Source organism: Microbacterium sp. X-17 (assembly GCF_039615055.1).
Window position 1 is genome coordinate 1730267 of record NZ_JBDHNI010000001.1, and the last position, 20313, is coordinate 1750579.

Below are 20313 nucleotides of genomic sequence, written 5' to 3' on the forward strand. Positions count from 1 at the left end.
GGCGACGCGCCTCACGACCTGAACCATGCTAGTCGACGTGCGGGTCGCGCTCGTCACCTGACGCGTCGGCGCCGCCCTCGCGCGCGAGCGTCGCGCTGGCCGCGGCCTCCCGCATCCGCTTGCGCAGGCTCTTCGGGCTGGACTGCCGCTCCCCCAGCGCGCCCGGCGTCCAGGCCTCGACGTCGGCGTCGTCGTAGTCGCTCTTCGACGGGCGGCGCTTGAGCTCAGGGAGGACGGTGTCCGGCGCGAGGCGGCGCGCGGTGATCAGGAAGCCGGTGTGGGCGATCATCCGGTGGTCCGGCCGCACGGCGAGGCCCTCCACATGCCAGCCGCGGACCATCGTCTCGCTCGACTGCGGGTGCGTGTAGTGGCCGGTGGCCCGGATCGCCTCGGCGACGCGGGAGAGCTGGGTGACGGTCGCGACGTAGCAGAGCACGACACCGCCGGGCTTGAGCGCGGCGGTGACCGCGTCGAGGGTCTCCCACGGCGCGAGCATGTCGAGCACGACGCGGTCGACGCTCGCGGGCTCGACGGCGGCGGTCAGCTCCTCCTGGAGGTCGCCGACCGTGACGGTCCAGTTCTCCGGGTCGCTGCCGAGGAAGGTCGCGGCGTTGGCGCGCGCCACGTCGGCGAACTCCTCGCGGCGCTCGAACGACAGCAGGCGGCCCTGCGGACCGATCGCGCGCAGCAGCCAGAGCGACAGGGCGCCGGAGCCGACGCCGGCCTCCACGACCGTCGCGCCGGGGAAGATGTCGGCCAGGGCGAGGATCTGCGCGGCGTCCTTCGGGTAGATGATCGCTGCGCCGCGGGGCATGGACATCACGAAGTCGTTCAGCAGCGGGCGGAGCGCCAGGTGCTCGACGCCGGCGTTGTTGACGACCACCGAGCCGTCCGGCAGTCCGATGATGGCGTCGTGCGCGAGGACGCCGCGGTGGCTGTGGAACAGCTTGCCCGGCTCCAGCGTGATCGTGTTCATGCGGCCCTTGGGGCCGGTCAGCTGGACGCGGTCGCCCACCCGGAACGGGCCGGAATTGCGTCGCTCTTCGGTCATCGTGCATCCTCCTGATCGATAGCGGCGCGCCGCCCGGCGGCAACGGCCGCGATGTCCCCGGCCGTGCGGCCCTCCAGCGTGTCCCACAGGGTGTGCTCGTCCGACTCCGGCAGCGGCACGATGTGCGGCACGCCGATCGTCGCGGCGCCGGAGGCCACGGCGGACGACAGCCCGACCAGGGAGTCCTCGATCGCGACCGCGTCGCCCGGCTTGACGCCCAGCAACTCGGCGGCGCGCAGGTACGGCGCCGGGTGCGGCTTGGGGTCGGTGACCTCGTCGCCGCTGACGATGATGTCGAACGCGTCGAACGGGATGGCCGCGACGATCTGCTCCGCCATGCTGCGGACCGACATGGTCACCAGCGCCGTGCGCACGCCCTCGTCGCGCAGCGAGCGGAGCAGCTCCCGCGCGCCCGGACGCCACGGGACGCCCTGCTCGGCGAGTTTCTGCCGCACCCGCTCGGTCAGCCAGTGCACGATCTCGTCGGGCTCCAGCTCCACGCCGCGCGAGCGCAGGATCTCGGCCGAGTTCCACAGCCCGAGACCCACCAGCAGCAGCCCGTCGTCGTGCGTCCAGACGCCGCCGAACGAGCCGACGAGCTCCTGCTCGGAGGCCATCCAGTACGGCTCGGTGTCGACGAGGGTGCCGTCCATGTCCCAGAAGACAGCGGCCGGCAGCGGGTGCGTGGTCAGATCGGTCACGACCGGCAAGTCTATCGCGACGGGGTCGGGGCCTATCCTGGTGAGAACGGCGGCCGACCGGCCAGCCGACGAGAGGACGAGTAGGCCACGTGACTGACGCGAAGAACATCCTCGGCGGGCGCATCCTGGTGGTGGCCTTCGAAGGATGGAACGACGCAGGCGAAGCGGCGAGCGGCGCCGTCAAGACGCTCAAGGAGCAGCTCGACGTCGTCCCGATCGCCGAGGTGGACCCGGAGCTCTACTTCGACTTCCAGTTCAACCGTCCGGTCGTCACCGATGATGACGGCCGCCGACGCCTGGTCTGGCCGTCCGCTGTCGTGATGGGCCCTGCGCGCCCCGGCCGCGTCGGCGACGCGCTCGCGGGCGACGCCGAGCTGGACGTGACCGGCGACAACGCGGGCAACATCTTCCTGCTGCTCGGCACGGAGCCGTCGCGGAGCTGGAAGAGCTTCACCGCCGAGATCATGGACGCGGCGCTCGCCGAGGACATCGGCGTGATCGTCTTCCTCGGCGCGATGCTCGCCGACGTCCCTCACACCCGCCCGATCTCCGTCTTCGCCACCAGCGAGTCCGCCGCCGTCCGGGCCGAGCTCGGGATCGAGCGCTCCACCTACGAGGGGCCGGTCGGCATCCTCAGCGCGCTCGCCGAGGGGGCGGAGGACGTCGGCATCCCGACCGTCTCGATCTGGGCGTCCGTGCCGCACTACGTGCACAACGCGCCGAGCCCGAAGGCCGTGCTGGCGCTCATCGACAAGCTGGAGGAGCTGGTCGACGTCACCATCCCGCGCGGGGCGCTGGTCGAGGAGGCCGCGGCCTGGGAGGCGGGGATCGACGCGCTCGCCTCCGACGACGAGGAGATGGCCGCCTACATCCAGCAGCTGGAGCAGGCGCGCGACACCGTCGACTCCCCCGAGGCGAGCGGCGAGGCGATCGCGCAGGAGTTCGAGCGCTACCTCCGCCGCCGCGGCGACGGGCGCGACGGCAGGGACGGACGCGACGGCAAGGCGGGCGACGACCCGCGCCGGGGCTGATTCCCGCGTGAATTCACCCGGCCGCTCCGGCTCCCCGGGCGTGTCGGGACGGCGTCAGGCGGCCAGCACGCCTGTGCCGAGCAGGATCATCAGCAGCACGCCGAGCGCGATGCGGTAGATCACGAACGGCAGGAAGCTGCGCCGCGAGATGTAGCCCATGAAGAAGGCGATCACGACGAGCCCGACCGCGAAGGCGACGACCGTCGCGGCGGCCGTCTCGACGGGGCCGAAGACCTCCGCGGTGCAGGTGCCCGCGGCTTCGAGTGCCGCGGTGCACGGCTCCTTGAACGCCTTGTAGAGCTGGTAGAGGCCGCTGCCGAAGACCGCGGGGATGGCAAGCAGGAACGAGTACCGCGCGGCCGCGCGGCGCTGGTAGCCCATGAACAGCCCGGCCGTGATCGTGCCGCCCGAGCGCGAGACGCCGGGGATGAGGGCGAGCGCCTGGGCGAAACCGAAGATGATGCCGTGGCCCCAGGTGAGCTCGCGCAGGCGGCGGGTCTTCGCTCCCACCCAGTCTGCGATCCCGAGCAGGACGCCGAACACGAAGAGGGTCGTCGCCACGATCCAGAGCGACCGGAAGGTGGTCTCGATCGCGTCCTGGAACAGCAGGCCGAGCACCACGATCGGGACGCTGCCGACGATGACCAGCCAGCCCATCCGCGCGTCGGGGTCGTTGCGCGGGATGCGGCCGAGGAGGGCCTGGAACCAGCGAGTGACGATACGGGCGATGTCGCGCCAGAAGTACAGCAGCACGGCGGCCTCCGTGCCGAGCTGGATGATCGCGGTGAAGCGGGCGCCGGGGTCTGCGCCGGTCCCCAGCAGCGTCCCGACGATGCGGATGTGGGCGCTGGAGGAGATCGGCAGGAACTCGGTGAGTCCCTGGACGACACCCAGGATCAGGGCGTTGAGGAATTCCACGAAGGCTCTTTCAGTAGCTGCGCAGCAGGTCGCGCAGGACGGACCTGCCGAACACTAGTGCCTCCAGCGGGACCCGCTCGTCGACCCCGTGGAACATCCCGGGGAAGTCGAGGTCGCTCGGCAGTCGCAGCGGCGCGAAGCCGTAGCCGGTGATCCCGAGCAGGCTGAGCGCCTTGTTGTCGGTGCCCCCGGAGAGCAGGTACGGCAGCACGGGAGCGCCCGGATCGTGCCGCTCCAGGGTGCCGGTGATGGCGTCGACCAGGTCGCCGCCGAACTCCGCCTCCAGGCCGATGTCGCGGTGCATGATCTGCACCTCCACGTCGTCGCCGACCAGCTCGCGGACCTCGGCGAGCACGCGGTCCTCGTCGCCGGGCAGGGTGCGGATGTCGATGAGCGCCTCCGCCGTGTCGGGGATGACATTGTGCTTGTAGCCGGCGTCCAGGAGCGTCGGGTTGCTGGTGGCGCGCAGGGTCGCGAGGATGAAGCCCGCCGCGGTGCCGGTGCGCAGCACCACCTCGTCGGGGCCGACCCGCTCCGGATCGACGTCGAGCAGCCGGCCGAGCTCGGCGATCAGCCGGGACGTGGTGTCGGTGAGCTGGATCGGCCACTCGCGCCGGCCGATCGCGAGGACGGCCTCGGCGAGCCGGGTGATCGCGTTCTCGCGGATGAGGCGGGAGCCGTGCGCGGCGCGGCCGCGGGCGATCAGCTTGATCCAGACCAGGGACTTCTCGCCGGTCTGCAGCAGGTAGGCGCGCTGTCCGCCGAGGTCGATGGAGTAGCCGCCGACCTCGCTGATGGCCTCCGTGGCGCCGGCGAAGAGCTGCGGCTGGGTCTCCACCAGGAAGTGCGAGCCGCGCCGGCCGCCGTCCTCCTCGTCGGCGAAGAAGGCGAGCACCAGGTCGCGCTCGGGCTGCTCCCCTGCGGCCAGGATGTCGCCGACCGCGGTCAGGATCATCGCGTCCATGTTCTTCATGTCGACCGCGCCGCGGCCCCAGAGCAGGCCGTCCTTGACGACGCCGCCGAACGGGTCGACCGACCAGTTGCGCGGGTCGGCGGGGACGACGTCGAGGTGGCCGTGCACCACGAGGGCGGGCTTGGCGGGGTTGCGCCCCTGCACCCGGGCGACCACGCTGGTGCGGCCGGGGTCGGACTCGAAGAGCTGCGGGGACAGGCCCATCGCGCTCAGCCGCGCCTCCACGTACTCGGCGGCCTCGGTCTCGCCGTTGGACCGGCCCTCGCCGTAGTTGGTGGTGTCGAAGCGGATCAGGTCGCGCGCGATGATCGCGGTCTCGTCCAGCCCGGACGCGGCGGTGTCGGTGGAGTCGGTCATCCCCCCACGCTACCGGGCGGCCCGTCCCGCCACGCCCGGGGTGCGCGACGATGTCAGAGCGGAAGTCGGTTTCGTGCTAATGTCTTTCTTCGGCAGCCGGAAGCTTCGGCGGCCGGAAAACACCCGTCCGGGTGGCGGAAATGGCAGACGCGCTAGCTTGAGGTGCTAGTGCCCGTATAGGGCGTGGGGGTTCAAGTCCCCCCTCGGACACCGACGACAAAGGCCCCGATCGAAAGATCGGGGCCTTCAGTCGTAGTGTGGCGGGCATGGCGAACCGTAAGCGCTCCGGGGAGAGTCTGTTCACTGTGCTGCTCGCGCTCGGCGCCAACATCGTGGTCGCGCTCGCGAAGACGGTCGCGGCGATCATCACCGGGTCCGCGTCGATGGTGGCGGAGGCCGCGCACTCCTGGGCGGATGCCGGGAACGAGGTCTTCCTGCTGCAGGCCGAGCGGCGCGCGGGCCGGCCGAGCGACGACCTCCACCCCAGCGGTTACGGCCGGGAGGCGTACGTCTGGTCGCTCTTCGCCGCCGTCGGGCTGTTCACGGCGGGAGCCGTCGTGTCGATCCTGCACGGGTTCTCGCAGCTCGGCACCGGGGAGCCCGACAGCGACTACCTCATCAACTACATCGTGCTCGCCGTGGCCTTCGTGTTCGAGGGCATCTCGTTCGCCCAGTCCTTCCGCCAGGCCAGGTCGATGGCGGCCGAGCGCGACACCGGGACGCTGGAACACGTGCTCAGCACGTCGAACCCGACGCTGCGCGCAGTCTTCGCGGAGGACGCCGCCGCGCTGATCGGGCTCGTGATCGCCTTCCTCGGGGTGCTGCTGCACGAGCTCACCCGCAACGCGGTGTACGACGCGGTCGGCTCCATCCTGGTCGGCATCCTGCTGGCGGTCGTCGCGGTCGTGCTCATCGACCGGAACCGCCGCTTCCTGCTCGGCGAGCCGGCTCCGGACCGGGTGCAGCAGGCGGCGCTCACCGCGATCCTCCAGCACCCCGAGGTCGAGCGGGTCACCTACCTGCACCTGGAGTATGTGGGACCGGAGCGGGTGTTCCTGGTCGCGGCCGTCGACCTGGTGGGCGACGACCGGGAGGCGGACGTCGCCGACGACCTGTACGCGGTCGCGCAGTCGCTGGAGCGCAACGAGCACGTCGCGGAGGCGGTGCTGACCCTGTCCCAGCGCGGCGCCCCCGCCCTCCTCCCGCGGGACTCCGACACGGACGACCTGCGATAGCGGCCACATCCTGACCGGTTAACACGGCAGACTGGGCGCATGGCCAGCACCGGTTCGCGCACCCTCCAACTCCTGTCGCTCCTGCAGACGCACCGGTATTGGCCGGGCCAGGAGCTCGCCGACCGTCTGGAGGTGTCGCCGCGCACGCTCCGGCGCGACGTGGAGCGGCTGCGCGACCTCGGCTATCCGGTCGACGCCACGCGCGGCGTCGCCGGCGGCTATCAGCTCGCCGCCGGTGCCTCCCTGCCGCCGCTCGTGGTCGACGACGAGGAGGCCGTGGCGCTCGCGGTCGGTCTGCGCGCCGCCGCGCAGAGCGGTGTCGCCGGGGTCGCGGACGCGTCCGTCCGTGCGCTGGCCAAGGTGGTGCAGGTCATGCCGCCGCGCCTGCGCCGCCGGGTGGACGCCCTCCGCGTCGCCACGCTCGCCTCCGAGCTGCGGCCCGGCCCCGTGGTCGACGCCGAGCTGCTCACCGTCGTCGCCCAGGCCTGCCGCGACGAGGAGCGGCTGGTCTTCTCGTACGTGCGGCGAGACGGGGACGCCTCGGAGCGCACGGTGGAGCCGCACCGGCTGGTGTCGGTCGGGCGGCGCTGGTACCTCGTCGCGTACGACCTCGGCCGGTTCGACTGGCGCAGCTTCCGGCTCGACCGGATGGCCGAGCCGCGGCCGACCGGGGCGCGGTTCCGGCCGCGGACGCTGCCGGCGGCCGACGCCGCCGAGTACGTGCGCGAGTCGCTCGCCGGGGCGGTGGAGTCCCTCGTCGTGGACGCCGTGATCGCGGCTCCGCTCGCCGACGTGGAGAAGGCCATCGGGCGCTGGGCGGAGGCCTCGCCTCAGGCCGCGGCGGCGGACGGCACGGCGCGCACCCGCGTCCGGATCACCGCGGACTCCCCCGAGTGGGCGCTGTTCGGGCTGGCCGCGGTCGCCGCGCCGTTCACGATCGAGGGGCCTCCCGAGGTCCGCGAGCTGGCCGCCGTCTGGGGCGACCGTTTCGCGGCCGCCGGTAGACTCGTCACCCGATGAGCACCCCCGAGCCCTCCCCCGTCCCGCGCACCCCGACGCACACCGACATCAAGCGCTGGCGCCAGTACCTTGCAGACGAGCGTGCGGAGGCCGCCGTCTACCGCGACCTCGCCGGCCGCCGCGAGGGCGAGGAGCGGGAGATCCTGCTGGCGCTCGCGGAGGCCGAGCGCCGCCACGAGCAGCACTGGGTCGACCTCCTCGGCGATCAGGTCGGCCGCCCGCTGCGGGGCGACATCCGCACCAGGATGCTCGGCTTCCTGGCCCGCCGGTTCGGCTCGGTGTTCGTGCTCGCGCTCGCGCAGCGGGCGGAGGCGCGCTCGCCGTACGCAGACGACGCCGACGCCACGCCGCAGATGGCGGCGGACGAGCAGGTGCACGAGGAGGTCGTGCGCGCGCTCGCCGCCCGCGGCCGGCAGCGGCTCTCCGGGACGTTCCGCGCGGCCGTGTTCGGCGCCAACGACGGCCTGGTCAGTAACCTGGCGCTCGTCCTCGGTGTGGCCGCGAGCGGCGTCCCGAGCCACGTCGTGCTGCTCACCGGCGTCTCCGGCCTCCTCGCCGGCGCGCTGTCGATGGGCGCGGGCGAGTACGTGTCCGTGCGGTCGCAGCGCGAGCTGCTGGAGGCCTCCAGCCCGAACCCGGCGACCAGCTCGGCACTGTCCCACCTCGACGTGGACGCGAACGAGCTCACGCTCGTCTACCGGGCGCGCGGCATGGACCAGGCGGAGGCACAGGAGCACGCCCACGAGGTGCTGACGACGCTCGGTGCGTACACGTCGCCGGTCGCGGTGCCCGGCGCCGTGGAGGACGACCACGAGGCCGTCGGCAACGGCTGGAGCGCCGCCGTGTCGAGCTTCTGCTTCTTCGCCTCCGGTGCGCTCATCCCGATCCTGCCGTTCATCTTCGGACTGACCGGCACCGCCGCGATCGTGGTGGCCGCCGTCCTCGTCGGCCTGGTGCTGCTCGGGACCGGCGCGATCGTCGGCCTGCTGTCGGGCGCGTCGCCGCTGAAGCGCGCGCTGCGGCAGCTCGCGATCGGCTACGGCGCGGCGGCCGCGACGTACCTACTGGGACTGCTGTTCGGCGCGACCGTCGGCTGACATTCGTGCCGAATGGCGCGAATGACGGCGCGAGAGCCGCCATTCGTGCCGAATGTCAGCGCCTCCGGCCCCCATCGACGCCGTACACGAGCGCGCCGGCGAGCGGGATGAGCAGGAACCACAGCCAGCTGTACGCGTAGCCCCAGGCCATCCCGGTCACGAAGAACAGGATGACCGCGACGAACGGCATGATCGAGACGACGAGCAGCCCCCAGCGGGTGACCGGCCGGCCGTGCTCGCCCGGCGCCGGCGGGTAGCCCCACGGGCTCGGCCCCGGCTGGGACGCCTGCCACGCGGCGGCGGCCGGGGCGCTCGGTGCGGCGCCGTCGCCATCCAGGCGCAGCACGCCCGGGAGGTCGGAGAACAACGGCTGGAGGTCGCCGCGCGTGACCGCCGACCGCGCGGCGGCGACCCGCGCCTCCAGCTCGGCCTCGCTCAGCCTCCCCTGCGTGGCGTGCGACTGCAGCGCGGCGACGGCGCGCTCCCGTTCGTCGTGGCTGAGGCGCAGCGACGCGTTCGACGGATCCCCGAAGTCTGTCATGCGGTCAGTATGGCAGGGGGACGATCACCGTGGACCCGGCTTTGGCTTCATCATTCAGCCGCCTGCTCTCGGCGACGTCGTCCATGTTCGCCTCCGCCCAGGCCTTCATCGACTCCAGCACGGGGAGCAGCGAGGCGCCGCGCTCCGTCAGGCCGTAGTCGGTTCGGGGCGGCACGCTCGGCGTCACAGTCCGTCGCACGAGTCCATCCCGCTCCAAAGCCCTCAGCGTGGCGGTCAGCATCTTCTGGCTGGCGCCGATGCGCCGGCGCAGCTCGCTGTGCCGCAGGTCGTCGCTCGACAGCGCGAGCAGGACCAGCGTCACCCATTTGCTGCTGATCGCCGCCAGGAGCTGTCGAGCAGAACAGTCACCGAGCTCCCGAGGGTCCCCATCGTCTCCGTCGTTCACGTCGGTACTCGCGGCCTACGCCAGCGTGACGTGAGCGCTGAAATCGCCGACCAGGGCCCGGAGTTCGCGTTCGGCGGCGCGACGAGCCTGCTCGGGGTCCTGGTTGAGTACCGTGGGGGCGAACCTCACATGATCGGCATCGGTGACACCGACGAACGAGAGCCAATCCTCGAAGAACGGCACCGAGAAGTCCGAGCCGAACGCCGGTGGCACGCCCGGGGCGAAGACGCCTGAGGTATGGATCGCCACGGCCTTCTTCCCGGCCATGAGGCCCGAATATCCTGCCGAGGGGTCGAACCCGAAGCTCCAGCCCGGCTGGGTGACGATGTCGATCCACTGTTTGAGCACGTATGGGATGCCGGCGTTCCACATCGGGATGTTGAAGACGTATCCGTCCGCGTTCGCGAACTGGTCGAACACGGCTCGCGCGTCGGCCCACGCGGCCCTCTGCTCCTCCGTCTGGTCGTTGCCGGTGAAGATCGCCATCTTCGCCTGGGCGGCGGCAATCCCGAATTCGGGCAATGCGCCGCGATCGAAGAGATCGAGGGTGATGATCTCGACAGCCGGCGCGTGCTCGGCGACGGCATCCAGGAACGTTTCGGCCAGTGCCAGCGACTGACTGTGGGCGGCGCGCGGACTGGCGTTCACATGGAGGATGGCGGGCATATTCTTCCTTTCGGTATTTCAGCGACCTCCATGTTTGCAGCAACGAAAGAAAAAGGGAACCAGGCACTTTTTTGTGCCCCGGGGTACTGCCGGGTGCGTGCGTCAGCGGACAGGTTTACACTTGCATTTCGAACATATGTTCGATTCGAGAGGAACCCGAGCCCATGACCGACATCGACGAGGCGGTGGCCGTGTGGACCACCGAGGACGGCATCCCGACCCGCCTGGTCTGGCGCTCCACGCGCTACCGGGTGAGCGACACCCCGACAGTGTGGGCGGAGATCTGCGCGTGGTGGCGCCCCTTCGGCGAGCACCGATACGGTGTCGGCGCGCTGCCGCGGGAGATCGGCGGCTGGCGGTTCCAGGCGACCAGCGACGGCGGGGTGGCGCACGTGTTCGACGTGCGGCACGACGCGGACGACCGGAGCTGGCGGCTGGTGCGGATCTTCGATTGAGGCGGGTGGGGCGCGCATCCCGCCCTCACCCGGGGAGCCTCCCCCACCCCACCCCGCCCATCCCCTACCCTCCTTCAACGTGATGGACGACGACCGCTACGGCTCCGATGTGCTGGCCTCCGACTGGAAGAACGCCGGCCGCAAGACCATTCCGACCGTGGAGGCCGTGCGCGACCTCGTGGTCGAGGAGGCCGGCACCGGGTTCTGCGGGGCGATCGTGCGGCTGGAGGCGCAGACCGTCGAGTTGGAGGACTACTTCGGGGCGAAGCGCGTGTTCCCCCTCAGTGCCTCCTTCCTGATCGACGGGGAGCCCGTGCGGCTCGTCGTGCCGAGCCGCGCCCCGGCCGGGCGTGGGCGCACGGCCTCCGGGTCCTTCGCGGTCGGCGAGCAGAAGGCGCGCGTCGCCCGCGCCAGCCGCATCTTCGTGGAGGGCCGCCACGACGCCGAGCTGGTGGAGCGGGTCTGGGGTGACGACCTCCGGGTGGAGGGCGTCGTCGTGGAGTACCTGGAGGGGGTGGACGACCTGGACGCGATCGTGCGCGAGTTCGCGCCGGACCGCGGCCGCCGCGTCGGCGTGCTGGTCGACCACCTGGTCCCCGGGTCCAAGGAGAGCCGGATCGCCGAGAAGGTCGCCGGCGGGCCGTTCGGCGCGCACGTACTCGTGGTCGGCCACCCCTACATCGACATCTGGCAGGCCGTGAAGCCCGCGCGGGTCGGGCTGGAGGCCTGGCCGGCCATCCCCCGTTCCATCGAGTGGAAGCACGGGATCTGCGAGGCGCTCGGGCTGCCGCACGAGACGCAGGCGGACATCGCGCGGGCCTGGAAGCTCATCCTCGGCCGGGTGCGGACGTTCGCCGACCTGGAGCCGGAGCTGCTCGGGCGGGTGGAGCGGCTGATCGACTTCGTGACGGAGCCGGTGGCGCGGTAGGGGCGGGCACTTCCACCGTCGGTTCCGGCGGCGCTATCCTGCCTCGAAACGAGGGGGTCCCACGTGTCCGACGTCGACCTGGCAGACGAGCTCGAACCGCTTCCTGGCGTCGAGGCCTTCGAGAGCGAGCTGCCATCGGCGCTGGCGTCGCGGGCGGCGCAGTACCTCGGGATGGCGACCTACGCGTTCGGGAGCCCGGCGGCCGCGGCCGCGCTCCAGGACGAGGGCGATGAGCTGGCGATCCCGCAGCTCGCTGCGGCAGGCAAGGAGGTCGACTCCGTTCGGTACGCGCAGGAGCGGCTCGACGAGTCGACCGACATCGCGCTCGCCGACCGGGGCCTGCCCGGCTTCGACGGAGGTCCGGGCAGCTCGGAGACGGCGTCGCTGCTGTGGCAGGAGGTCGACGGCACGCGCCGCCCGGAGGTGCTGCTCGCCCTGCTCAACCTGCGCCAGCGCGCGGGAGGGGTCGAGGCCGCCGCCGCGGCGGCCTCGCTCCTGGGACTGTCGCGGGGTGAGCTCCGGGTCAGCGCCGAGCTCCTGAGCGCGGCCGCGGGCTCCTCCGACGAACTGGAGCGCGGGATCGCGCTCGCCGCGCTCGGGCCGGAGCCGGTGCCGGAGCCGGGGCCGGCGCCCGTGCCGGGGCCCGGACCGACCGCCCCTGTGCCGCTCGGGGCGAGCGTGAGCACGACCATCCACGGCACCTGGGGTCTCGTCGCGGAGGACGACGGCTGGTACGTGCCGGGGTCGCCGATGCACGACTTCCTCCGGGATCGGGTCAGGGACGACCTGTACGACTCCCGGCCTGACTACTTCATGTGGAACGGCGGCTACTCGGACGCGGACCGTGGGCAGGGCGCCGCCGACCTCCCGGTCTGGACCCGCCGGGTCTCGCCGCAGAACGACCGGCTGGACACGGTCTTCGCGCACAGCCACGGCGGCAACGTGGCGCTGTCGGCGGCCGCCGCGGGCCAGGGGATCCGGCTCCTCGTGCTGCTGCACACCCCGGCCATCGAGCGGCCGGACGTCGAGTGGGCGGCCATCCGGGCGAAGGTGGGCGGCGTGGTCGTGATGCGGACCCGGCTGGACCTCGTCGTGCTGGCTGACGGCACCCGGCACTGGACGAGCCGGCTGAAGTTCGACCCGCAGAAGCTTCCGCACTTCCCCGTGATGGTGCACTGGCGGCGGCGGGAGGGCTACTTCGACCACTCGTACTTTGTGAAGCGGGAGAACTGGGAGCGGTACAACCTGCCCGACATCGTCCAGTCCCGCCGGCTCTACGCGGTCTGATCGCGCGCACTTCAGCGCATCAGAATACATTTGCGGTATTCGAACATGTGTTCGAAAATAGAGGTATGTCCCTTGCCGTGGCACCCGCCTTCCCCGACCCGGTCGCCGACCGGGCGCAGGTGCATGAGCTGCAGTCGCGCATCCGCCAGATGCAGGCGACGAAGCTCGACGCGCGGACGCTGGAGACCCATCCCGCGCTCGCCGCGCTGCTGCCCGGCGGGGCGCTCAAGGCCGGCGCCGCCTACACGGTGCACGGCTCCACCACGCTCCTGATGGCGATGCTCGCCGGGCCGAGCGCCGCGGGCGCCTGGTGCGGGGTGGTCGGGATGCCCGACTTCGGGGCGGAGGCCGCCGGGCGGTTCGGCATCGACCTGGAGCGGCTCGTGCTGGTGCCGCATCCCGGGCCGCAATGGCTGACGGTCACCGCCGCGATGGCCGACGTGCTCGGCGTGATCGCCGTCGCGCCCCCGGAGCGGCCGAAGAGCGGCGACGTCGCCCGGCTGACCGCGCGGCTGCGGCAGCGGGAGGCCACGCTCGTCGTCGCCGGCGACTGGCCGCAGGCGGAGGCGGCGCTCTCCGTCGTCCGCAGCGGCTGGGACGGCCTGGGCGCCGGCGCGGGCTACCTCTCCTCCCGGCGGGTGACGGTGGAGGCCGCGCCGCGCGGCGGGGCGGGGCCGCGGCGCAGGGCCGAGCTCTGGCTGCCCGCGGTGGACGAGACGTTCCGCGCCTCCGCGCCCACGCGGCTGGAGGCGGTGAGCTAGATGCGGCAGGTCACCCGCGCGATCGTGCTCTGGTGCCCCGACTGGCCGGTCATCGCCGCACGGCAGCGCCTGGAGCTGCCGGCGGACGTGCCGCTGGCGCTGGTCGAGAAGGGGATGGTGTTCGCCTGCTCCTCCCACGCCCGCGCCGACGGCGTCACCCGGGGGCTGCGGGTCAGGGAGGCGCAGTCGCGCTGCCCGCAGCTGGAGATCGTCCTCTACGACCCGGTGCTGGACGCGCGCGCCTTCGAGCCTGTGCTGACCGCCATCGAGGAGATCACGCCGGGCGTCCAGGCGGTGCGGCCGGGCACCTGCGTGCTGCGGGCGCGCGGTCCTGCGCGCTACTACGGCGGCGAGGAGGCCGCGGCCGCCGAGCTGCTGCGCTGCCTGGAGACGCTGGAGGACGAGCTCGGCCTCGCGCTCGGGGACGTGCGGATCGGGATCGCCGACGGGCCGTTCGCCGCCGAGCAGGCGGCGCGCTCCACCGGGATCGCGCAGACCGCACCCCGCGTTCGCGTCGTCCCACCCGGCGGCTCCCCCGCCTTCCTCGCCCCGCTGCCGGTCGCCCAGCTAGGCCTCACCGAGCTCACCCCGCTGCTGCGCCGGCTGGGCCTGCGCACCCTCGGCGACCTGGCGCGGCTCGACCGGCTGGACGTCCGGGAGCGGTTCGGGGAGCGCGGCGAGCACGCCCACGACCTCGCCAGCGGGATGGACGGCGCCGCCGTGGTGCCGCGCACCCCGCCGAAGGTCCTGGACCGCGCGATCGAGTTCGAGCCTCCCCTCGACCGGGTCGACCAGGTGACGTTCGCGTTCCGCGGCACGGCCGAGCAGTTCGTGGCCGGGCTCACCAAGGCCGGGCTGGTGTGCACGTCGCTGCGCATCGAGGTCACCGACGAGCGCGGCCGGGTGAGCGAGCGCAGCTGGCAGCACCCCCGGCTGTTCTCGGCCTCCGACGTGGTCGACCGGGTGCGCTGGCAGCTGCAGGGCTCCGGCTCCATCGACTCCGGGCTGGCCTCGCCGATCGCCAAGGTCGCGGTCGCGCCGGAGGCCGTGGACGACATCGGCCACCACGAGGACGGGCTGTGGGGCGGCGGCGCGGACGAGCGCATCCACCACGGCCTCACCCGCGTGCAGGGCATGCTCGGCCACGACGCCGTCGTCACCGCGACGATCGGCGGCGGCCGGGCGCTGTCCGACCGGCAAGTGCTCGTGCCGTGGGGCGACCGGCCGGTGGGCGTCGCCCGCTCCGACCGGCCGTGGCCGGGGTCGTTGCCTGCGCCGGCGCCCTCCACGGTGTTCGAGGTGCCGCGGCCGGTGGCGGTGCTGAGCGCGTCCGGGGAGCCGGTGGAGGTCACCGACCGCGGCGACGTCACCGCGCCGATCGCGTCGTTCTCCCCCACAGGCTCGGCACGCGATGCCCGCCCTGTCGACTCCTGGGCCGGCCCGTGGCCGGTGCGCGAGCGCTGGTGGGATGCGACGCTCGCCCGCGCCATGCACCGCTTCCAGCTGGTCGACGCCGACGGGACGGCCTGGCTGCTCGCGCTGACCGGCACGGCCTGGTTCGCCGAGGCCCGCTATGACTAGCGCGCCCCTCCTCCGCCCCCTCCGCCGCCATCGAGGGGACGCAACACGCCGTAATCCCCGGCGAGTGACGGCGTGTTGCGTCCCCGCGACGCCGAGACGCGGGGGGTGATGGGTTGGAACAACCCGCCGATCCCGTGGGCCGAGTTCGAGCGGCGGCTGAGCGGGCGGCGCGTCAGCGAGCAGGAGCAGCCGGAGCGGCCGTCGTCGCGCAAGCGGCAGAAGTACGTCGCGCAGCCCATGTCCGACGAACCGGACGAGGGCCACGTCCCCTACGCCGAGCTGCACGCGCACAGCACCTTCAGCTTCCTCGACGGCGCCAGCGCGCCCGAGGAGCTGCTGGAGGAGGCGACCCGGCTCCGCCTCCACGGCCTCGCCCTCACCGACCACGACGGACTGTACGGGGTGGTCCGGCTCGCCGAGGCCGCGGAGGCCTACGAACGCGTGAAGACCGTGTTCGGCGCTGAGCTGTCGCTCTCGCTCAGCCGGCCGCAGAACGGGGAGGCCGACCCGGAGGGCAGCCACCTCGTCCTGCTCGCCCGGCAGCAGTCCGGCTACCACCGGCTGGCCGCCGCCATCACCGCCGGGCAGCTCGCCGGCGAGGAGAAGGGCCGGCCGGTGTACGACCTCCCGAGCCTCGCCGAGCAGTCCGGCGGCGAGTGGATGGTGCTCACCGGCTGCCGCAAGGGCGACGTGCGCCTCGCGCTGGCCGAGCACGGCGAGCGGGCGGCCGAGCGGGAGGTCGCCCGGCTGGCTGAGCTGTTCGACCCAGGCAACGTGCTGGTGGAGCTGATCGACCAGGGCGGCCCGCGCGACACCACCGACAACGACGTGCTCGCCCGGATCGCCGGCCGGCTCGGCCTCCCGGTCGTCGCCACCAACAACGTCCACTACGCCACGCCCGCCCAGTACCCGCTCGCGACGGCGATCTCCGCGGTGCGCGCCCGGCGCAGCCTGGACGAGATGGACGGCTGGCTGCCGGCCTCCGCCGCCGCCCACCTGCGCAGCGGCCGGGAGATGGCCGCCAGGTTCGCGCGCTACCCCGGCGCCGTGGAGCGCACGGCGGACATCGCCGACGACCTGGCGTTCCGGCTGCGCAGCGCCCGGCCGCGGCTGCCGAAGCAGGAGGTCCCGGAGGGTCACACCCCGATGAGCTGGCTGCGCGAGCTCACCTGGCGCGGCGCCGCAGAGCGCTATCCCGACCTCGACCGCGACCCGGCCAAGCGGGAGCGCATCGAGCGCGAGCTCGACGTGATCGAGGCGAAGGACTTCCCCGGCTACTTCCTCATCGTCCACGACATCGTGCGGTTCGCCCGCGAGCGCGGCATCCTCTGCCAGGGCCGCGGCTCGGCGGCGAACTCGGCGGTGGTCTACCTGCTCGGGATCACGGCGGTCGACTCGATCAAGTACAACCTGCCGTTCGAGCGCTTCCTCTCCTCCATGCGCGAGGAGGAACCGGACATCGACGTCGACTTCGACTCCGACCGCCGCGAGGAGGTCATCCAGTACGTCTACGCCAAGTACGGCAGGCACAACGCCGCCCAGGTCGCCAACGTCATCACCTACCGGCCCAAGAACGCCGTGCGCGACATGGCGAAGGCGCTCGGCCACTCCACCGGGCAGCAGGACGCCTGGAGCAAGCAGATCGACTCGTGGAGCCGGGTCGCCACCACCGACGAGCACGACATCCCGGAGGCCGTGGTCGACCTGGCCCAGCAGGTGCTGAAGTTCCCTCGGCACCTCGGCATCCACTCCGGCGGGATGGTGCTCACCGACCGGCCCGTCGGCGAGGTGTGCCCGATCGAGCACGCCCGCATGGAGAACCGCACCGTGCTGCAGTGGGACAAGGACGACTGCGCCTGGATGGGCCTGGTCAAGTTCGACCTGCTCGGGCTCGGGATGCTCTCCGCGCTCGACTACTCCATGCGCACCATCGAGGCGTCGCTCGGCGAGGCGTGGACGCTGGACAGCATCCCGAAGGAGGAGGCCGGCGTCTACGACATGCTGTGCCGCGCCGACTCGATCGGGGTGTTCCAGGTGGAGAGCCGTGCGCAGATCGGCACGCTGCCGCGCCTGCAGCCGCGCAGCTTCTACGACCTCGTGATCGAGATCGCGCTGATCCGGCCCGGCCCCATCCAGGGCGGCGCCGTGCACCCGTACATCCGCCGCAAGCTCGGGAAGGAGCCGGTCACCTACCTGCACCCCGCGCTGGAGCCGGTGCTGGAGCGGACGCTGGGCGTTCCGCTGTTTCAGGAGCAGCTCATGCAGATGGCCGTCGCCGTCGGCGACTGCACCGCGGAGGACGCCGACCTGCTCCGCCGGGCGATGGGCTCCAAGCGCGGGGTCGAGAAGATCGGCGCGCTGCGGGCGAAGCTCTACGAGGGGATGGCGCACAACGGGATCGTCGGGGACGACGCCGACGCGATCTACGCGAAGATCGAGGCGTTCGCCAACTTCGGCTTCGCCGAGAGTCACGCGATCAGCTTCGCGCTGCTGGTCTACGTCAGCTCGTGGATGAAGCTGCACTACCCCGGCGCGTTCCTCGCGGCGCTGCTGCGCGCGCAGCCGATGGGGTTCTACTCGCCGCGCACGCTCACGGCCGACGCGCGCCGGCACGGCGTCGTGGTGCGCCGGCCCGACATCCAGCTCTCCGGGGTGTTCCCGCTGCTGGAGGCGATCGACCCGGCGCGGCAGGGACCGACCGGCACCGACCCGTGCCTGGAGCACGACCAGCCCCCGGTCGGCGGCTTCGACCGCGCCGTGCCGCTCGACTTCGCCGCGCACCGCCGCGACGCCGGGCACGCGGTGCGGCTGGGCCTGGCCGGGGTGACCTCCATCGGCGAGACGCTCGCGGGGCGGATCGTGGCCGAGCGCGAGGCGTCAGGGCCCTACCGCGACCTGAGCGACCTCTCCCGCCGGGTCGGGCTGACGGTGGCGCAGCTGGAGGCGCTCGCCGCGGCCGGCGCCTTCGAGGGCTTCGGGCTGAGCCCGCGGCAGGCGATCTGGGAGGCCGGCAACGCCGCCCAGGAGCGCCCGGAGTTCCTGGCGGGCACCGCGATCACGGTGCAGCCGCCGCTGCTGCCGATGCTCTCCCCTGCCGAGCAGCTCGCGAGCGACCTGTGGGCCACCGGGATCTCCACCGACGACCACCCGATCCGCTTCCTGCGCCCCGGACTGACGGCGCGCGGGGTCCGGGCGGCGGACACGCTCTCGGTCGCCGAGTCGGGGCGGCGCATCGAGGTGGGCGGCGTGGTCACCCACCGGCAGCGGCCGGCGACGGCGGCGGGGGTGACCTTCCTCAACCTGGAGGATGAGACGGGCCTCGTGAACGTCATCTGCCCCGTCGGCGTGTGGAACCGCTACCGCCGTGTCGCCAGGCAGGCCCCCGCGATGATCATCCGCGGCATCCTGGAGCGCAGCGAGGAGGGCGTGGTCAACGTGATCGCCGACCGCCTGGAGCCCCTGGACACCGCCATCCGCACCACCTCCCGCGACTTCCGTTAACGCCGAAGGGCACGTCGTTGTCACTTTCACGGGGAAAAAGTGACAACAACGTGCCCTTCAGAGAGGGGGGTCAGGCCTGTGCGAGCACGGCCTGGAGCTCGAGGGTGATGGTGACGTCGTCGCCGAGCAGCATGCCGCCGGTCTCGAGCGCGGCATTGTAGGTGAGGCCGAAGTCCTCACGGTTGACCTTGGTCTTCGCGGTCGCGCCGGCCTTGTAGTTGCCGTACGGGTCCTGGCCGAAGCCGCCGAAGTCGAACTCGAAGGTGACCGGCTTGGTCACGCCCTTGATCGTGAGGTCGCCGTCGACCAGGAACTCGCCGTCCTCGTGGCGCACGCCGGTGGAGACGAAGTCGATGGTCGGGAACTCCTCGGCGAGGAAGAAGTCGCCGGTGCGCAGGTGCGCGTCGCGGTCGGAGTTCTTGGTGTTGATGGAGGCCACGTGGGCCTTCGCGGAGACGGTCGACTCCAGCGGGTTCTCTGCGGTCACGAAGGTGGCGTCGAAGTTCTCGAAGACGCCCTTGACCTTGCTGATCATGAGGTGGCGGATGCTGAAGCCCACCTCGCTGTGCGCGGGGTCGATGGTCCAGGTGCCGGCCTTGTATCCGGGGATGTCGATGGTCATTCGGTTTCTCCTTGCTCGAAGCTTGCGCTGTCGGACGCTGTCAGGTACATGCAACCGCATGGATTCCGCGCCTATTCCGAACTCGGCGAAAAAAGTTGACATGACATCCATTCTCATCCTCGCGACGGATGCGCATCAGCGCACGATCCGTACAATTTTTACTGTTGTTATGTTTCATGCCATGTGAATGCAGAGGAGAATCCGACCATGTCGACACCTTTCCCGAACGGCCAGGATCCGCGCCCGACACGCCGGACGATCGTCGGCGCCGCCGCCTGGGCCGCCCCGGCCATCGCACTCACGACCGCCTCCCCGGCCTACGCCGCGTCGACCCCCGGCGTCATCGCCTTCCTCGACCCGGAGGACCTGATCGGCAGCGGTCACACCGCGCGCCTCGCCGTCCAGCTCACACCGGCGCCGGGCGAGCAACTTCCGGCCAGCGTCTCGGTCCGGTACGGAACGCCCGGCGTCGTGGACGGCCCCGTCGTCGTCGCCACCGGCGGCGCCGCCCTGGTCACGATCCCCGTGACCGGCCTCGACACCAACGGCTCCACCACGATCACAGTCAGCGCGCCCGGCTACCTGCCTGCCACCACCACGCTCGCCGTCACCTTCGACGACGGGCTCTTCTACATGGCGCGAAACGCCCCGTTCGGCGTGACGTCGTCGTACAACACCTTGACGCCGACGACATCCCACGGGGTCCGCGCCATCGCCAACGACGGCACGATCACCGACACCTGGACCGGCACGTGGCAATACGCCTCGACCGGCGCCTCGAACACCTTCACCCCGACGGGGACGCTGTTCGGCGGGGGCTTCGGCAATCCCGCGTTCCTGCGCGGCGGCGTCGACTGGCGGATGGAGGCCCACACGACGGCGAGCCCGAACCTGGTCTGGCAGAAACAGGACGGCTTCGCGTTCTCCGGGATGCCCATCGGCGGAACGCACCAATCCGGGCGCACCTCGACGGGCGACGGGTTCACGGTGATGAAAGTCGTCCCCGCCGTCCGGGCGACGCGCTCGACCGCCGCTAGCCCCGGCGGGACCGCGATCTTCGTCTGGACCTTCCCCCGGTTCCCGGCCTACCGCGCGGCCTGGCTCATCGACTACTGACATTTCGCTCTCCAATGTCAGGTGCTACACTCCCTATGGTTCAATCGAACTTCCCACACTCGACGA

The 20313-nt window shown here is 72.0% G+C and carries 19 protein-coding genes and 1 tRNA gene; 12 read left to right on the plus strand and 8 right to left on the minus strand.

Annotated features, from left to right (window positions below):
* Positions 1 to 28: 28 nt before the first annotated feature.
* The gene (locus ABCS02_RS08410; RefSeq protein ID WP_345835132.1) at positions 29 to 1051 is read right to left on the minus strand and encodes a tRNA (adenine-N1)-methyltransferase; all 1023 of its coding nucleotides are present in this window, start codon (positions 1049 to 1051) and stop codon (positions 29 to 31) included.
* Positions 1048 to 1752 carry an HAD family hydrolase gene (locus ABCS02_RS08415; RefSeq protein WP_345835133.1) on the minus strand — a complete coding sequence of 235 codons (705 nt, stop codon included), beginning with the start codon at positions 1750 to 1752 and terminating at the stop codon, positions 1048 to 1050. Before ABCS02_RS08415 ends, ABCS02_RS08410 begins: the two co-directional genes overlap by 4 nt.
* An 89-nt stretch (positions 1753 to 1841) precedes the next feature.
* Between ABCS02_RS08415 and ABCS02_RS08420 the strand changes: the two genes are divergently transcribed.
* Positions 1842 to 2783 carry a PAC2 family protein gene (locus tag ABCS02_RS08420; RefSeq protein WP_345835134.1) on the plus strand — a complete coding sequence of 314 codons (942 nt, stop codon included), beginning with the start codon at positions 1842 to 1844 and terminating at the stop codon, positions 2781 to 2783.
* Between the two features lie 54 nt (positions 2784 to 2837).
* On the opposite strand, the gene ABCS02_RS08425 is transcribed toward ABCS02_RS08420, so the two are convergent.
* A complete protein-coding gene (locus ABCS02_RS08425; RefSeq protein ID WP_345835135.1) occupies positions 2838 to 3701 on the minus strand; it encodes an undecaprenyl-diphosphate phosphatase in 864 nt (287 codons plus the stop codon).
* 10 nt (positions 3702 to 3711) lie between these two features.
* The gene (locus ABCS02_RS08430; RefSeq protein WP_345835136.1) at positions 3712 to 5031 is read right to left on the minus strand and encodes a M20/M25/M40 family metallo-hydrolase; all 1320 of its coding nucleotides are present in this window, start codon (positions 5029 to 5031) and stop codon (positions 3712 to 3714) included.
* Between the two features lie 125 nt (positions 5032 to 5156).
* Here ABCS02_RS08430 and ABCS02_RS08435 point away from each other — a divergent pair.
* From ABCS02_RS08435 to ABCS02_RS08450, 4 genes are all read left to right on the plus strand, one after another.
* Positions 5157 to 5241 (plus strand) — tRNA-Leu (locus tag ABCS02_RS08435).
* 56 nt (positions 5242 to 5297) lie between these two features.
* Positions 5298 to 6266, plus strand: a complete 969-nt coding sequence (locus ABCS02_RS08440) for a cation diffusion facilitator family transporter (protein ID WP_345835137.1) — start codon at positions 5298 to 5300, stop codon at positions 6264 to 6266.
* A 39-nt stretch (positions 6267 to 6305) separates the two neighbouring features.
* Positions 6306 to 7286, plus strand: a complete 981-nt coding sequence (locus ABCS02_RS08445; protein WP_345835138.1) for a transcriptional regulator — start codon at positions 6306 to 6308, stop codon at positions 7284 to 7286.
* Positions 7283 to 8383, plus strand: coding sequence for a VIT1/CCC1 transporter family protein (locus ABCS02_RS08450; protein WP_345835139.1), 1101 nt, complete (start codon positions 7283 to 7285; stop codon positions 8381 to 8383). The genes ABCS02_RS08445 and ABCS02_RS08450 overlap by 4 nt, the downstream gene beginning before the upstream one ends.
* 55 nt (positions 8384 to 8438) lie before the next feature.
* Here ABCS02_RS08450 and ABCS02_RS08455 read toward each other — a convergent pair whose 3' ends face one another.
* The 3 genes from ABCS02_RS08455 to ABCS02_RS08465 are packed head-to-tail and all read right to left on the minus strand — an operon-like array spanning position 8439 to position 9996.
* Entirely contained in the window at positions 8439 to 8924 is a 486-nt protein-coding gene (locus ABCS02_RS08455) for a DUF1707 domain-containing protein (protein WP_345835140.1), read from the minus strand.
* Positions 8925 to 8928: 4 nt separating this feature from the next.
* Positions 8929 to 9330: a helix-turn-helix domain-containing protein gene (locus ABCS02_RS08460; RefSeq protein WP_345835141.1), complete on the minus strand. Its 402-nt coding sequence runs from the start codon at positions 9328 to 9330 to the stop codon at positions 8929 to 8931.
* 15 nt (positions 9331 to 9345) lie between these two features.
* Complete coding sequence (locus ABCS02_RS08465; protein ID WP_345835142.1) at positions 9346 to 9996, minus strand: NAD(P)H-dependent oxidoreductase; 651 nt, start codon at positions 9994 to 9996, stop codon at positions 9346 to 9348.
* Between the two features lie 164 nt (positions 9997 to 10160).
* On the opposite strand from ABCS02_RS08465, the gene ABCS02_RS08470 reads away from it, so the two are divergent.
* From ABCS02_RS08470 to ABCS02_RS08495, 6 genes are all read left to right on the plus strand, one after another.
* Positions 10161 to 10451, plus strand: a complete 291-nt coding sequence (locus ABCS02_RS08470) for a DUF6504 family protein (RefSeq protein WP_345835143.1) — start codon at positions 10161 to 10163, stop codon at positions 10449 to 10451.
* Positions 10452 to 10533: 82 nt separating this feature from the next.
* Positions 10534 to 11379, plus strand: coding sequence for a DUF3097 domain-containing protein (locus ABCS02_RS08475; protein WP_345835201.1), 846 nt, complete (start codon positions 10534 to 10536; stop codon positions 11377 to 11379).
* A gap of 63 nt (positions 11380 to 11442) precedes the next feature.
* Positions 11443 to 12666, plus strand: a complete 1224-nt coding sequence (locus ABCS02_RS08480) for a hypothetical protein (RefSeq protein ID WP_345835144.1) — start codon at positions 11443 to 11445, stop codon at positions 12664 to 12666.
* A gap of 65 nt (positions 12667 to 12731) precedes the next feature.
* On the plus strand, positions 12732 to 13427 hold the full coding sequence (locus ABCS02_RS08485; RefSeq protein ID WP_345835145.1) for a hypothetical protein: 696 nt from the start codon (positions 12732 to 12734) through the stop codon (positions 13425 to 13427).
* Complete coding sequence (locus ABCS02_RS08490) at positions 13428 to 15008, plus strand: DNA polymerase Y family protein (protein WP_345835146.1); 1581 nt, start codon at positions 13428 to 13430, stop codon at positions 15006 to 15008.
* A gap of 108 nt (positions 15009 to 15116) precedes the next feature.
* A complete protein-coding gene (locus tag ABCS02_RS08495) occupies positions 15117 to 18509 on the plus strand; it encodes an error-prone DNA polymerase (RefSeq protein WP_345835202.1) in 3393 nt (1130 codons plus the stop codon).
* Between the two features lie 70 nt (positions 18510 to 18579).
* Here the strand turns inward: ABCS02_RS08495 and ABCS02_RS08500 are convergent, their stop codons facing one another.
* Positions 18580 to 19131 (minus strand): YceI family protein, encoded by a 552-nt coding sequence (locus ABCS02_RS08500; protein WP_345835147.1) that lies wholly within the window; start codon positions 19129 to 19131, stop codon positions 18580 to 18582.
* 207 nt (positions 19132 to 19338) lie between these two features.
* Between ABCS02_RS08500 and ABCS02_RS08505 the strand changes: the two genes are divergently transcribed.
* Complete coding sequence (locus ABCS02_RS08505; RefSeq protein WP_345835148.1) at positions 19339 to 20247, plus strand: hypothetical protein; 909 nt, start codon at positions 19339 to 19341, stop codon at positions 20245 to 20247.
* Positions 20248 to 20313: the final 66 nt, after the last annotated feature.

What these genes read in the sequence shown, in the direction of transcription:
- ABCS02_RS08500 (WP_345835147.1), bottom strand. Translation starts at nt 19,131, where the DNA reads ATGACCATCGACATCCCCGGATACAAGGCCGGCACCTGGACCATCGAC.
- ABCS02_RS08410 (WP_345835132.1), bottom strand. Translation starts at nt 1,051, where the DNA reads ATGACCGAAGAGCGACGCAATTCCGGCCCGTTCCGGGTGGGCGACCGC.
- ABCS02_RS08440 (WP_345835137.1), top strand. Translation starts at nt 5,298, where the DNA reads ATGGCGAACCGTAAGCGCTCCGGGGAGAGTCTGTTCACTGTGCTGCTC.
- ABCS02_RS08495 (WP_345835202.1), top strand. Translation starts at nt 15,117, where the DNA reads ATGGGTTGGAACAACCCGCCGATCCCGTGGGCCGAGTTCGAGCGGCGG.
- ABCS02_RS08485 (WP_345835145.1), top strand. Translation starts at nt 12,732, where the DNA reads ATGTCCCTTGCCGTGGCACCCGCCTTCCCCGACCCGGTCGCCGACCGG.
- ABCS02_RS08430 (WP_345835136.1), bottom strand. Translation starts at nt 5,031, where the DNA reads ATGACCGACTCCACCGACACCGCCGCGTCCGGGCTGGACGAGACCGCG.
- ABCS02_RS08470 (WP_345835143.1), top strand. Translation starts at nt 10,161, where the DNA reads ATGACCGACATCGACGAGGCGGTGGCCGTGTGGACCACCGAGGACGGC.
- ABCS02_RS08490 (WP_345835146.1), top strand. Translation starts at nt 13,428, where the DNA reads ATGCGGCAGGTCACCCGCGCGATCGTGCTCTGGTGCCCCGACTGGCCG.
- ABCS02_RS08455 (WP_345835140.1), bottom strand. Translation starts at nt 8,924, where the DNA reads ATGACAGACTTCGGGGATCCGTCGAACGCGTCGCTGCGCCTCAGCCAC.
- ABCS02_RS08450 (WP_345835139.1), top strand. Translation starts at nt 7,283, where the DNA reads ATGAGCACCCCCGAGCCCTCCCCCGTCCCGCGCACCCCGACGCACACC.
- ABCS02_RS08475 (WP_345835201.1), top strand. Translation starts at nt 10,534, where the DNA reads ATGGACGACGACCGCTACGGCTCCGATGTGCTGGCCTCCGACTGGAAG.
- ABCS02_RS08465 (WP_345835142.1), bottom strand. Translation starts at nt 9,996, where the DNA reads ATGCCCGCCATCCTCCATGTGAACGCCAGTCCGCGCGCCGCCCACAGT.
- ABCS02_RS08445 (WP_345835138.1), top strand. Translation starts at nt 6,306, where the DNA reads ATGGCCAGCACCGGTTCGCGCACCCTCCAACTCCTGTCGCTCCTGCAG.
- ABCS02_RS08505 (WP_345835148.1), top strand. Translation starts at nt 19,339, where the DNA reads ATGTCGACACCTTTCCCGAACGGCCAGGATCCGCGCCCGACACGCCGG.